Source organism: Priestia megaterium, from assembly GCF_046599315.1.
Lineage (GTDB): Bacteria > Bacillota > Bacilli > Bacillales > Bacillaceae_H > Priestia > Priestia megaterium_F.
The window spans coordinates 48,237-61,600 of the sequence record NZ_JBKIKC010000017.1 but is presented as its reverse complement, the minus strand read 5'-3'; the positions used below and the strand labels follow the sequence as shown (position 1 = coordinate 61,600).

General features: G+C 32.7%; 13 protein-coding genes and 3 pseudogenes. 7 read left to right on the top strand and 9 right to left on the bottom strand.

Going from position 1 to position 13,364, the window contains the following annotated elements; genetic code table 11:
• The first annotated feature begins 690 nt into the window (after window positions 1-690).
• From ACLHDF_RS27535 to ACLHDF_RS27525, 3 genes are all read left to right on the top strand, one after another.
• The gene (locus ACLHDF_RS27535) at window positions 691-909 is read left to right on the top strand and encodes a hypothetical protein (protein WP_413921643.1); all 219 of its coding nucleotides are present in this window, start codon (window positions 691-693) and stop codon (window positions 907-909) included.
• 310 nt (window positions 910-1,219) lie between these two features.
• Entirely contained in the window at window positions 1,220-1,492 is a 273-nt protein-coding gene (locus ACLHDF_RS27530) for an HU family DNA-binding protein (protein ID WP_413921642.1), read from the top strand.
• 222 nt (window positions 1,493-1,714) lie between these two features.
• The gene (locus ACLHDF_RS27525; protein ID WP_413921641.1) at window positions 1,715-1,897 is read left to right on the top strand and encodes a YolD-like family protein; all 183 of its coding nucleotides are present in this window, start codon (window positions 1,715-1,717) and stop codon (window positions 1,895-1,897) included.
• A 121-nt stretch (window positions 1,898-2,018) separates the two neighbouring features.
• On the opposite strand, the gene ACLHDF_RS27520 is transcribed toward ACLHDF_RS27525, so the two are convergent.
• The 3 genes and pseudogenes from ACLHDF_RS27520 to ACLHDF_RS27510 form a co-directional block, all read right to left on the bottom strand.
• Window positions 2,019-2,231, bottom strand: a complete 213-nt coding sequence (locus ACLHDF_RS27520; RefSeq protein ID WP_413921640.1) for a small, acid-soluble spore protein, alpha/beta type — start codon at window positions 2,229-2,231, stop codon at window positions 2,019-2,021.
• Between the two features lie 161 nt (window positions 2,232-2,392).
• Window positions 2,393-2,560 (bottom strand): annotated as a pseudogene (locus tag ACLHDF_RS27515) (helix-turn-helix domain-containing protein).
• A gap of 37 nt (window positions 2,561-2,597) precedes the next feature.
• Window positions 2,598-3,080: a DUF2975 domain-containing protein gene (locus ACLHDF_RS27510; protein WP_413921639.1), complete on the bottom strand. Its 483-nt coding sequence runs from the start codon at window positions 3,078-3,080 to the stop codon at window positions 2,598-2,600.
• A 654-nt stretch (window positions 3,081-3,734) separates the two neighbouring features.
• On the opposite strand from ACLHDF_RS27510, the gene ACLHDF_RS27505 reads away from it, so the two are divergent.
• Window positions 3,735-4,925, top strand: a complete 1,191-nt coding sequence (locus ACLHDF_RS27505; protein WP_413921668.1) for a styrene monooxygenase/indole monooxygenase family protein — start codon at window positions 3,735-3,737, stop codon at window positions 4,923-4,925.
• Between the two features lie 51 nt (window positions 4,926-4,976).
• On the opposite strand, the gene ACLHDF_RS27500 is transcribed toward ACLHDF_RS27505, so the two are convergent.
• Together ACLHDF_RS27500 and ACLHDF_RS27495 are read right to left on the bottom strand one after the other, a co-directional pair.
• A complete protein-coding gene (locus ACLHDF_RS27500) occupies window positions 4,977-5,843 on the bottom strand; it encodes an Rpn family recombination-promoting nuclease/putative transposase (RefSeq protein ID WP_413921638.1) in 867 nt (288 codons plus the stop codon).
• A gap of 1,687 nt (window positions 5,844-7,530) precedes the next feature.
• Window positions 7,531-7,971, bottom strand: a complete 441-nt coding sequence (locus ACLHDF_RS27495) for a cell wall hydrolase (protein WP_413921637.1) — start codon at window positions 7,969-7,971, stop codon at window positions 7,531-7,533.
• Window positions 7,972-8,356: 385 nt separating this feature from the next.
• On the opposite strand from ACLHDF_RS27495, the gene ACLHDF_RS27490 reads away from it, so the two are divergent.
• Together ACLHDF_RS27490 and ACLHDF_RS27485 are read left to right on the top strand one after the other, a co-directional pair.
• Window positions 8,357-8,629 (top strand): GlsB/YeaQ/YmgE family stress response membrane protein, encoded by a 273-nt coding sequence (locus ACLHDF_RS27490; protein ID WP_413921636.1) that lies wholly within the window; start codon window positions 8,357-8,359, stop codon window positions 8,627-8,629.
• Window positions 8,630-8,662: 33 nt separating this feature from the next.
• On the top strand, window positions 8,663-8,788 hold the full coding sequence (locus ACLHDF_RS27485; RefSeq protein WP_353636122.1) for a hypothetical protein: 126 nt from the start codon (window positions 8,663-8,665) through the stop codon (window positions 8,786-8,788).
• Between the two features lie 310 nt (window positions 8,789-9,098).
• Here the strand turns inward: ACLHDF_RS27485 and ACLHDF_RS27480 are convergent.
• Window positions 9,099-9,446: pseudogene (locus tag ACLHDF_RS27480) on the bottom strand (ArsR/SmtB family transcription factor).
• A 299-nt stretch (window positions 9,447-9,745) separates the two neighbouring features.
• On the opposite strand from ACLHDF_RS27480, the gene ACLHDF_RS27475 reads away from it, so the two are divergent.
• Entirely contained in the window at window positions 9,746-9,922 is a 177-nt protein-coding gene (locus tag ACLHDF_RS27475) for a hypothetical protein (protein WP_413921635.1), read from the top strand.
• Window positions 9,923-10,121: 199 nt separating this feature from the next.
• Here ACLHDF_RS27475 and ACLHDF_RS27470 read toward each other — a convergent pair.
• From ACLHDF_RS27470 to ACLHDF_RS27460, 3 genes and pseudogenes are all read right to left on the bottom strand, one after another.
• Window positions 10,122-10,978 (bottom strand): annotated as a pseudogene (locus ACLHDF_RS27470) (Rpn family recombination-promoting nuclease/putative transposase).
• A gap of 478 nt (window positions 10,979-11,456) precedes the next feature.
• Window positions 11,457-11,627 (bottom strand): hypothetical protein, encoded by a 171-nt coding sequence (locus ACLHDF_RS27465; RefSeq protein WP_413921634.1) that lies wholly within the window; start codon window positions 11,625-11,627, stop codon window positions 11,457-11,459.
• Between the two features lie 343 nt (window positions 11,628-11,970).
• On the bottom strand, window positions 11,971-13,293 hold the full coding sequence (locus ACLHDF_RS27460; RefSeq protein ID WP_413921633.1) for a gluconate:H+ symporter: 1,323 nt from the start codon (window positions 13,291-13,293) through the stop codon (window positions 11,971-11,973).
• Window positions 13,294-13,364: the final 71 nt, after the last annotated feature.

The window sequence follows — 13,364 nt, the reverse complement described above, 5'->3', positions numbered from 1 at the left end:
TTTGTCGTTTTTTATAAAAAATCATTTCAAGGCTGTTTTTTCAATAAATAAAAAAATAATTATCTTCAAAGAAAAAACTCCTGCTTTATAAAAGCACTAGGAGTTTTTCTCGTGTAGCCTGTATACTATATAGGAAATTTATTTGCATAAGTTTGATTACCGGTAGCAAAAAAATCTTTTTAGTTTTAGATTTTAAGGTTAATACTGACTCAAAACCATATCAATAGACAAAAATTAATATAAAATTGAGTATAGTGAGAAGGTGTCATCAACTAACTTTTATAAATTTATAGTTTTAACATTTACTTTTAGTAGCGACAAATATGGACTTTTTCTACATAATAGATAAAATATTTTTTTATAAAATACGTTAACTATCATTTATATGTGCAATATAAATTTGATTATCACTTAATATATAGAGTTGATTTTATAACTTCTTTTCATAAACAAATATTTACTACTTATCCAATATTTAAATAATATTTACCGATATCATTTCAACGTTTATTTGTATAAAAAGGTGTATCTTAAGATACATAAATGAAAATTTATCTTTTACTCTTTAATTTAGGATTGAGATAATTTTCTGAATTTTAGATTAAATTAACTTAAAAAGGTTAAATTATCCACTTATCTCTTATATACTAAAAATAGAAAGCTACTCAACGTATATAGGGGAGTGATCCAATGTCAAGTGTAAAAGAAGCTGTATATATTCATTGTGGAACGAAAATGGGTGTTTTTAAACCCGAAGATATCACAAAATTCAGCTACATGCATTCCAGAGGATTTTTTGCTTGCCCAGGTTGTGGTGTGAAAGTCTTTCATAAAAATCAAAGGGGACAACCAACATTTGTTGTCTCATCCACTAATACTCATGCCTATGATTGTCTTTATAAAGAATAGTAAAAAAAGTGGCCTTCGCTCCACAAGAGCAAAGGCTTTTTTAAAACTCAGCGATTGGGAAATATTTTATGAGTTTAAGCCAAGTTTAATGTATACATACATGTTTTTAAAACAATATAGGGCTGAATTTTGTAGTGAATGAATTATTATTATTATCTAGCATGAACGAGTTTCATTTTGTCACAGTGCTAATCTCAGGCATTTTTATAATTACTCGATACAAAGAACATATGTTTGACTAGTATGAAGAATATATGATATATTCTTCACCTATACATACTATATCCAGTAAGAAATGAGGTAGTTAAATATGAAAAAAGCTGAACTAATCGATGCAGTTGTAACAAAAACAGAACTAACGAAACAAGATTCTAAAAAAGCAATAGATGCATTGTTTGAAACGATTTCTAATACACTGGCAAAAGAAGAAAAAATCCAACTACTTGGATTTGGTACATTTGAGGTACGCAATCGTGCAGAGCGTACGGGTCGTAACCCTCAAACAGGTGAAGAAATGATAATTCCAGCTTCAAAGGTTCCTGCTTTTAAACCAGGGAAAGAGTTAAAAGAAGCTGTTAAATAAGTATTTTAGAAAGCTCTTAGATTTATTCTTTGAGCTTTTTTCTATCGAAAGTTCACAAAGTTTACACAATAAAATGTAAGCGTTTGCTAAAAACTGCTGTATAATAAATATAAAAGAATATAATGTTTAACTTGTATGATTTTCTAACAAATTATACATGATAATTACTTATTTGAATAACAAATTCCTACATTATTTATTAGGGAGAAAGGAGAATCTAACATGATATTGAAAGCATTAAGAAAGAAAGGTGTCATTACCATTAATTATTATCAAAACGGTTTATTACAAACATGTAAGGGACGTGTGAGTAATCTTAATCTTCATGATCAAACACTTTCTCTAGAAGATGAACAACATAATATATTCTTTATTCGTTTATCAGGCATTACTGAAATTCATTAAGTCTATCATCGGGTAGTTACATTATTTAATATACTTATTGCGTGGAATATTAATGATAATGCTATAAAAAAGAGGAAGAGAACTCTCTTCCTCTTTTTTATATTTATTTACCTTTTTAGTACTATTTTTTGTGTCCGCCAAGTTGTTGTTCAGCTAATGCTACAAGACGTTTTGTAATTTCTCCACCAATGGAGCCATTAGCACGAGCAGTTGTATCAGGTCCCAGCTCTACTCCAAATTCTTGTGCAATTTCTTGTTTCATTTGATTAACTGCTTGTGCGAAACTAGGGACCACTAAATTACTTATACAATTATTCTTTTGATTGTTTGCCATATTCATGATCTCTTTTTCTAATTCGATTAAACGTTTATAGGATGTGAAGATTCTCATCAATTTATACTAAGAATTTAAATACAAAAAGAGCTCTCTAATATATGAAGATTAGAGAGCTCTTTTATGATGGAAATAAGTTGCTATTTACCTTTATCACTCCGTTATTCTAAAATATCACCGGGTTGGCATTCTAAGGCTTTGCAAATTGCTTATAAAGTTGAAAATCGAATTGCCTTTGCCTTTCCATTTTTCAATATAGAAAGGTTAGCCATTGTTATTCCAATCCTCTCCGAAAGTTCTGTAACACTCATTTTCCTTTTAGCCAGCATCACATCAATATTAATGATAATTGCCATGTTAATCACCTCAGACTGTTAAGTCATTTTCTGATTTTATATCAATCGCTTCTTTCAGCATTTTTTGAAGGACAGTAGCAAAGACAGCGATCACCATAGAGGCGAAAATAATGATCAATCCGATTGGCATGATACTTGGAGGGTCAACTCTTTCCGCCATGAGGTAGTAGAGTGGCATACCTAGCAGGTACAAGGCACTAATCGTGATAGCACAGTATTTTATATTTTTTAAACCCCTTACCGATAATTCCGAGAACGCCTGGTTCTTATCAATATAGCTTAAAAGTTTAAAAGCTTGATACAGAGCACAGTAAAAAGGTATCGCTGCCGCGTACATATCGATTAAAACGAGAGATTTCATACAAGCAATATCTGGATATAATTCTCCAGCAAAATTTCCAATCTTAGGCACCAAGAAGATGCACAAAGCAAGAACCGGAATTCCAATAAGAATAACAGCTATCTTTAAAAAAAGTGTTGTTCCTTGTTTCATAAAAAGCACCTCACTTATTTATTGTCTGTTCGAATTTAACATGAAATTTATTGTTTTTTATTATATTATTGTTGACGAAGAATATAAAAAGCATTTCTCATGACAAAGAAATGCTCTATAAATGTAAATATTCAATTTATAATCTCATCAACTAACCTGCACCGATAATTGATAAAGTTACACCAAAAAAACATAATAGATGAGCATCGACGTTGTATGAACATAGTAACATTAACGAAATAGATACTAATTAATAAATGTAGTGATTATTTCTTAGATACATGTAGCTACTTCAGTAAACTTACTAGTCTACTCAAAAAATAAAAGAGAAACGATACTCCAGTAGGGGATGATTAGATGGTCATAAAATATGTGCTCTTTTTTTATATGTTGGGAATTAGACTAGTTCCATCATACGGACAATTTATTTCTATAAAGTATTTTTGGCACTAGAACCATTAACCCAAATTCACTTTACAGTCTATAATCCCTATCCCTAAGGAATCATTTACATAAAAATTGGATTCCAATAAAATAAATGGTAGTTATATTTAGAGGAAGATGTTAGCAAAGAATTTCATAGGCCTAATACAATAATGTAACTAATGTATTCACGTTAATCCATTGGTGAATGCCGAATTTTCTAATGAAGGAGTGAGATTGTTGAAAAAGAGACTCTGTATTATTGGTAGTGGGGTAGCCGGACTGCACCTAGCTTATGCTTTAAGGAATGATTTTGATATTACGGTCATTGAGCGTCAATCATCAGATCAGATTAAAAGAGGTAGAATCATGTCCACCCAAGTACATTTCGGACCCACAAGGAATCGTGAAACACGCTTTAATGTGCCGAAATGGGGAGAACAACCCCTTATTAAGAGTATTCATATTACGATTGGAAATCAGAAACTATTCGTAGGAAAGTTGCAAGAACCGGCATTATCTGTTGATCAACGTTTATATTACTCGCATTCTATTAAAGATCTTATAGAAAAAGGAGTTTCTTTCCGTTTAGAAAAGGTAGATAAAGAGAGTGTGGAAGTACTAATAGATGAGTTTGATTTAGTTATTGATTGTACAGGGAAAAATGGGCCTCTTTTGCCGTTTTCGACCGAAAAGGATCTTTCTCTTTTCAAAAATCCTCAGCGAAAATGTATCGTTGGCTATTTTACAGGTATAAAAGCAAATACTCCTCTGGGAGTAGGCGTAACGGTTCTTCCTGAGTTGGGTGAAATGTTTGAAATACCTGCAGTAACAGAACACGGTCCTGCTACTATAATGTTCATTATGGCAATACCAAACAGTGATTTAGACGTATTTAAAGGAATAAAAAGTGCAGAAGAGTTTACTCTTAAAATGAGGAGCACAGCTCAACAGTTTTTTCCTGAAATTTATAATCGAATTGATGGGAAAAATTTTGCTTTATGTGATGAAAATAGCTTTCTTCAAACTGCCCTAACACCTATTATTCGAAAGCCATATCTCATGGTTAAAAACAAGCTGGTAGTGGGCTGTGGCGATAGTGTATTTCTAAACGATCCTATTACGGGTCAAGGTTGTAATCTCTCCTCCTACTGTGCGGAACAATTGTATGAAACTCTTATGGAATATAAAAATTCTAAGTGGGACGTAGAAACAGGAGAGTCTTATTGGAATCGAACTAAACAGTATGTAAAACAGGTAACTGAATGGACAAACGCTATGACGAAACCATTACCTGAGCATGTTATTCAATTGCTACTTCAAGGTGCACACGACCAAGTAAAAGCAAATGAAATTGCTGAATGGTTTGCCAATCCCACAAAAGCGTATGAAGCGTTTACTTCAACAAAATTCACTGTTTAAAAATTATCTATTAAAAAGAAGCAGTGTACATAAGACACTGCTTCTTTTAATTTATTGATGACGAAGCATTTCAATTTCTTCTATAGAAAGACCTGTCAATTTACTTATTACGTTGTTAGCTATACCTTCTTGAATCATTCCAATAGCCATCGCTTTTATAGCTTCTTCTTTCCCTTTTTTTTCAGCTCTTTTTAAAGCAGACTTTTCATCTAATAACGCTTTTCTTCGTGCTTCATAAGCTAATAATACTTCTGGATCTTGACTCACACGTTCCCATTCGTCCATAGCTTTCTTTAATACTTGATCTTCTTGCATCGCAATCTCCTCCAATACCTGAGTGATTTCTTCATCTTCGGATGCTTCAAGTAATAATAACCATCGTACGAGTTGATCTTCTCGAGGATCTACCTCTCTATTACGCCATTTAATTAATAACTTAGGTAGCTCCATAAAATGAATTTCGAGCATATCCGTTAAGAGTAACTTCTGTTCTCGCTCAAATAACTGAAAGGTGGAGTGATACTCATGAATATGCGATAAATAACGGAAATTAACAATGTTAATGGTGATTGTTTTACAAAGTTCTCCATAGTCCATGCCTTCTTTCATTTGACTACTATACATCTTGGACCAGTAATAGAGCGTTCGTTTTTCCATGTCATGTTTATTATTAAGCTGAATTTCAATATTGACACGACTTCCATCTTCTAGCTGCGCGTGTACATCCAAAATAGAACGTTTATCTTCTTGGTTTTCTTTATTAAAATGAGGATCTAATAACTGAACCGTTTGAATTTTCTTCTCGTCTGGAAAACGGAGTGCTGCGTTTAAAAAAGCAGCTAAAATAGATTCATTTCCGTGTGTGCCAAATAGTGATTTAAAAGCAAAGTCGACACGTAAATCTAATCGTTTTGTCATAATATCCTCCATCATCTCCATGTTTGTTATTAGTATACCATGACTGTATGGTTCTTTCTATTTCTCGCTTCATAGCGTAATAAAGTAGCCATCAGGTATCTCTCGTCCTTCACTATTAATAATGATGAAAAATTAAAAGCTAAAAGCTCTTTAGTACTTCTGTAGAAAAAACAGCTAAAAAACATGTAAATATCTTTTTAGACAAAGTTATATAATTGATAAAAACAACAACAAATGTAAGTTAATTATCGTTTTAGTATGTTACTTACATTATAAAAGGCACTTGCTATATGCAAGCGCCTTTTGCTACGTTGATATTTCTAAGTATCTATTATAAAAATAGATGCTCTTAAAGAGATGACGAGTTCATGTCGGAAAACAACGCCATCTCTTATTATAGACCAAATTCCTTTATCCTGATACTAAAGTACAATAGTAAAAATAATTTTTAGGTTATCTCAAGTTCAATTCTAACAAAATAGATGGTCTTCGAGATAATCCAATGTTAATCATTAGAAGCTTATAGAAAAGATTTTAGAGTTTATTCACCTTGAAAATGCTCTTTCTTTGCTCCTGTTTAACGCGTTTTAAGCGCAACTCTATTTTTTTATCTAACGTTTTATGTACGATTTTGATGATTATACATATAAACAGTAAGATTACAGTTATGATTACAGATCGTGGTACGTGAAAGCAGAAGCAAAGTATAGCTACAAGTAGGGATATAGCACAAATAAAATTGATTATCCCTTTTCTACTTCTATGAGCTTCAAGGTTTCTTTCAAGCAACTGCTTTTGTCCTTCTTCCCTTTTTATACTTTCTAAATTATTGTGTGTAAGGTTCATCGTTGTTTCTCCCCAAGAAAACTAATTTTGTATAATCTACGTATTAGTTTGTTCCCAAGATGGCGACTTCTTGGAACAAATAAGCCATAGTTTTTTCCTTTTTATTATAAATTAAACAATATTAAAAGTTATAATCAATTTTTCACAAAATATCCAATAATTGAACCTTCTGTTTGTTGAACAAGAGTAATTTTAAATTTTGTTCCTCCCTTTCAAGGCGATAGCATAGTTGTATAGAACCAAAAGAGAAAGCTTTTTACAATGGTTTATACTTACTTCCTTCATGCAGTCACTTTACACGAATCAAACATCGATTAGATACTATGTAGCTACTGCAGTAAGCTTGCCTGTCCACTCAAAAAATAAAAAAGAACCCTTACTGCACTAGTGGAGGAGTAGATAATGATATAAGGTGGGCTTGTTTTCTCATGAAACAGATGAGAATTGGAAAATGTACTGTGGTTTATTTTTTATGAAATAGACAAGAAATCGCAAGATATCCTCCATCTAAGGGTGAAGCTAAACAGCATAGTTTTAATTAAAGTACATATTTCGTAATCTTATTTTCTGGATAAATGATTATTATGTTTCATATAAAAAGGGAACACCTACTAACCAGGAAGTTCCCTTTTTATTTCGCCAGATAAAAATACATCAAAACAAAGATTAAAGAAATAGGCTATGGTGGGGGCAAAGTTTTTTTCAAGCGACCACTGTTACATAATTTATAGGAGTTAAATTGAATAAATAGGGATAGCTACCAGCACCTACGACTAAAATGTTAGATTCGCAGCGCGGCTCCACCATACTACTCCAAAATTAATCATAACACTTCGATAACCTAACCTCTATAAACACTAGCACATGTATCAGGTTTTGGTTCATAATAACAATGATTTTTAAATTGACCAGATGCAGGTTGACCGTACCATGTTGGAGGGCACGGAGCATGTGGATTAAAATACCAAAGAGCAAATTTCGCTGGGTGTTGTCTCCAATAATCCAAATTCTGCTTTGCTAATCTTCTTTCAACACCTCTCGCTCTTTGATAAAATACATTCCCTTTTTGAACAGCTTCAAACGAATAATTACCTCCTTGTACTTGATAAATGACTTGTGAAACGGTTCTTAAATTTCTAAAGTCCAAACAATTTGCTGCAAGACGATTAACAATTACATTTCCGACATATAACATCCCTAGTCTTCCTTCACCTTCAGCTTCTGCTCGCATCATTCTTGCCATTAAGTTAATGTCTGCACTTCGGTAACTTACTCTTGCCATTTATTCACCCCCAAAATATAGTATGAAAAAAAGCCTGTATTGATGTCATTGTTTATAAGATAGCAATGCTTAGTTTTTACATACCATCGGCATATTTAATCATTACGATTAAATAAATAGATACTGATTACCAAACGAAGTAGTTATTCTTTTGATACTAAGTAGCTATCGCAGTAGGTGATGATTAGATGGTTATAGAATATGTGCTTGGTTTTTAAATGCCGATGGCTGTCCTAATCGTTTATCTTTTTCATGAAACGGACGAAAAATTAGAAGATGGCCTTTTATATAAGAGAAAAACTCTAATCAGGAAAAAAATAACAAGGTTAATGAGTTTGAGTGAGGGGTAAATTCAACTAAACGATTTAAAAGGAGGGAATTATTAATGGAAATCCTATGGATGCTAATTGTAGGTGGAATTATTGGGTGGCTCGCCAGTTTAATTACAGGACGTGATGTTCCTGGAGGTATTATTGGTAATATTATCGCTGGCTTTATTGGTTCTTGGTTAGGCGGCCTTATCTTGGGAAGTTGGGGGCCGGTCATTGGTGGCTTTGCAATCATCCCAGCAATTATTGGATCAATCATTTTAGTATTAATTGTAAGCTTTCTTTTAAGAAAAATGGGTCGAAACAAGAATCATGGTCATCATGTATAAAAATTGAAAAAACTTAAATTGGAGTGACTAAAAATGAGAGAAGAAAATAATTCTATGTTATATGATTTTATTGAAGATAATCAATTTGAACTAGATTCTTACCTTACTTATTTGTTCGATCAAATTAATAATGATAGCGAAATTCTGTCAGAAGATTAATGAGATTACAGATATTTTATTATAAAGATAAAGACAAAAAAATAATAAACCAGAATATAGTATAGGCGACCTTAGTAACTTTGTTTACGGTATATAGGGTCGCTTATTATTATGGACAATATTTAAACAAGAACCAAAATGTTTAAGACAATTCCTGATAACCGGAACGTTTTCTCATCTTTTATAGCATCAACTGAACTCTATAAATCGACCAGATTGTATTTCTTAGGTTGTCGAATTACAAAAACTAATGTCACTAAAAAAATTAGTGATCTAAAACCACTGATGTCAAAGCGTAAACCTCCAATTACTAACAACAACTAATTCGTAATCCTTGTTTTTCTAATTCAATTAAACGATCGTCTTGAGTGGGTAACGAATCGAGTATACTTACTAGAAAATCATAATGTTCGTGGGTTTGATTAATCGAATAGAAAATCCATTGACCTTTTTTCTTCTCTTTTACTAGCCCAATCTCTTTTAACTTACGTAAATGCTGACTAATGGCAGGTTGACTGGCCTTATAAATTTCAACTAGTTCACATACACAACCTTCATTTGTTTGTAAAATTTTCATCATTGATAGCCGTGTTTAATCGCCTAATAACTTGAGGATCTGAGCTGCCTTTTCCATGTCGATTGAAGCTTTTGTATCCATTAAGAAAGACCTCCTGATTGCTATATAACAATTTGCTTATGTGTTTATACGTGTAATATACTTGCTTTTGTTATTATTTACAACCTTTTTATTAAACCCAATGTAACACAATCTAATTCTCAATGTGGTGTACCATTTTACTAACACCATAAATAACAGACAATTTTAAATTATAAGTATAATAAAGTTGGAATAATGGTATATTGGGAGATAAAACTATCTTATGAGTTATAAGTGAGGAGGCTTTATCTTCCTTTTTTTCTTCTGTGTTTTTAAAAAATAAGACGAGGAGGATTAGGATGAATAATACTATTAATTTTTATGAATTCCGCAGACATAGAAAAATCAAAAAGTTTCTTCGTTTCGTTATAGTAATAGGAATTATTACTATATTTTTTGTGTTTGCTTATCTTTTAATTGTAACAGGAATGAACCACCCTACCGAGTTTCCTTCTTACATTGAGCCTAAACCGTAATTTTTGAATGATTAGCCTCCTCACTTAAACTCAGGTATTTATTACTCAACCTTATTAAACATACACAAAAAGGCCCCTTTAAATTCTGAAGGGACCAGTTATCATATATTTATATTTTATATACTCTTCTTCATTCCGCATTCTCGAACATGTACGTAAGAAAACGCCACCTTTTAAGGAACTTTTGAAATAAACTGAATTATGGTTTAATATACTTATTGCGTGGAATATTAATGATAACGCTATAAAAAGAGGAAGAGAACTCTCTTCCTCTCTTCTCTCCAAATTTCTCTCCTTCTATCTTCCCAAGGTTTTCAGCTCTTCTTAAAGCAGATTTTTCATCCAATAAAGCCTTTTTACTTGCTTCATAAGCAAGTAAAACCTCAGGATCTTGACTGACACGTTCCCATTCATCTATTGCTTTTTTCAATACTTGACCTTCTTGCATCGCAATCTCCTCCAGTATTTGAGTGATTTCTTCATCTTCCGATACTTCAAGTAATAATAACCACCGTACAAATTGGTCTTCCCTTGGATCAACTTCTTTTTTACGCCATTTTATAAGTAGTTTAGGAAGTTCCATAAAATGAATCTCTAACATGTCCGTTAGTAACAACTTTTCTTCGCGCTCATATAATTGAAATACCGAGTGATAATGGTTGATATGAGATAAATAACGGAAGTTGACAATGTTAATGGTTTGGCATAGTTCCCCATAGTCCATTACTTCCTTAATTTTACTGCTATACATTTTAGCCCAATAGTAAAGCGTTCTTTTTCCATATCATGTTTATTATTAAGTTGAATTTCAGTATTTATACGAGTTCCGTCTTCTAGTCGAGCATGAACATCAAGAATAAAGCGTTTATCTGCCTGGTTTTCTTTATTAATTCTTTATTAAAATGTGGATCTAAATAAATGAACCGTAGTAATTTTCTTTTCTTCTGGTAAACGTAGAGCTTCATTTAAAAACGCAGCTAAGATAGATTCATTTCCATGCGTTCCAAAAAGAGATTTAAAGGCAAAATCGACACGTAAGTCTAATCGTTTTGTCATTATATCCTCCGTCATTTGTTCTTTTCTTTTAGGATAACATGAGTTGCACTTTTTCTTCTAAATGAAGGTAAAAAGTAACCCGACTAAGAGTTTGCGCTACCACTTTACGAGGTTTCTATTTTCTTAAGTCATCATGTTAGAGGTAGGCTCTTTGCCAAGTCTAGATTTCCAATTACCTAACTTGTTTTTAAGTAATCCTTTAAAAAATTACGTTTATTTCGTCTTTTATCCCTATTTTTCATAAGGACTCACCACTTTTAGAGTGCTTAATAGGTTTAATTTACCCTTATTATAACTATGATGAAAAACTCATTCTTTATAATAAATCTGTAAGTAATAAACAGTACAGCTTACTAGTAAAAGGCACACTATTAGGTACTGTCCTAATTTATAATAATAAAAAAAGAAGGTTAATAAATATTAACCTTCTTTTCAAACTGACCAGAAACCTTTTAAGTTCTCGTTAGAAAGAGCTTTATTATTTCGTAGAGGAAGCATCCTCGTTCTCAGATATGGAAACTTTTTCTTTGAGGTTAGATAGATGTTTTCCATGTACATCATTGATATTTGTTTTATCAGACGTATAGCCGGCAGTGTTAAATCTGTCATCTCCTATTGCTGGCTGAGAATTGTTAGACTGATTTTTCATTGTGTACCTCCTAGTTTGGATTGGATAGGTTTAGTGTGCTCATGTTTATGGTATTTCATGAGGGGCACTTAATGTTTTATCTCTATTCAGTCGAGAGAGTTGAATATCTAGCCAATATAAAAAATTAAAATGTGTCATTAAATTAAGTTTTAGTTATTACATATAACGCGCAAAAAGGAATCAATTGTATTTTGTAATTAATGAATGACAATCGTGACTATAGATAGCATAATAGCTACTAGAAAAGTATTTACAAAAAAAGTAACCTTACCTTACTGTCTGACATATGTGTAAGGTAATAGGTTACTCTTTTTAAATATCCGCCCTATGAAGTTCTGTATGCTTAATTTAAAATTAAATTTATAACTAATACGCCTGCTAGTCCAACAAGTGATGCAATCGTTACCATAACAGACCACGTTTTAATTGTTTTACCAATTGTTAGATTAAAGAATTCTTTGTAGATCCAGAATCCTGCATCATTCACATGGGAGAATGTCATACTTCCAGCCCCAGTGGCTAAAACCATAAGTTCTGGACTAACATGAGTTGCCGCAACTAGTGGAGCTGCGATACCAGCTGCAGTTAGACCAGCTACAGTAGCAGAACCTAATACAACCCTTAGAATTGCAGCAATTAACCAAGCCAAAATTAAAGGAGACATAGTTGATCCTTCCATTAAACCAGCAACGTACTTGTCCACATGGCTATCGATCAGTACTTGTTTAAAAGCACCGCCCCCACCGATTATTAACAAAATCATGGCAATGCTGCTTACGGATTGTGTAATAGAATCCATTAATTCCGGCATTTTCTTACCACGATTAAGACCAAATGTATAAATGGCAACAATCACAGCAATTAATAAGGCTATACCTGGATTACCTAAAAATTGAGCTGTAGGAACCAATGAAGAATTTGGCATAACAATTTCTACAATGGCTTGAAATGCGATAAGTATCACGGGTATAAGAGCAGTAAATACACTTATACCGAAACCAGGCATTTCTTCTTCTGTAAAATGTTTAGGATTAAAAAGTCCTTTTGGAATCTCTACTTCTAAATCTCCTTTTTTGAATAATTTTGTATATAAAGGACCACTAATAATAACAGCAGGAATAGCTATGATAATTCCATATAATAAAGTCTTACCCAAATTAGCATCGTAAATTCCAGCAACTGCTGTTGGTCCAGGATGGGGTGGCACAAAGCCATGCATGGTTATTAGAGCAGCAACAACCGGCATCCCAATATAAAGAATAGGCACACTTGCTTCAGCTGCAATTGTAAATACTAAAGGAATTAACACTACAACACCTGTCTCAAAAAATAAAGCGATTCCAACAATAAACGCTGTAAGGACAGCAGCAAGCTGAACCCTCTTTTTCCCAAATGCTTTAATCAACGTTACAGCAATTCGTTGGGCCCCTCCAGAGTCAGCCATTAACTTACCGAGCATCCCCCCAAAACCAAGAACTAAGGTGAGACTTCCAAGTGTACCTCCTAACCCTGATGTGATAGATGCCATCGCTTCATTTGGAGACATCCCCTCCATAATACCTACTAGTAAACCAACTATAACCAACGAAATGAAAGCGTTTAACTTAAAGACCACCATTAATAACAGTAATAGTATAACGCCTATGCAAATAAATACTATTGGCATACTTATTCCTCTTCCCCTTTTGTTTTTTAGAGAATGCTAATTTAAATAGTAAATTAGCATTCTGATACGCC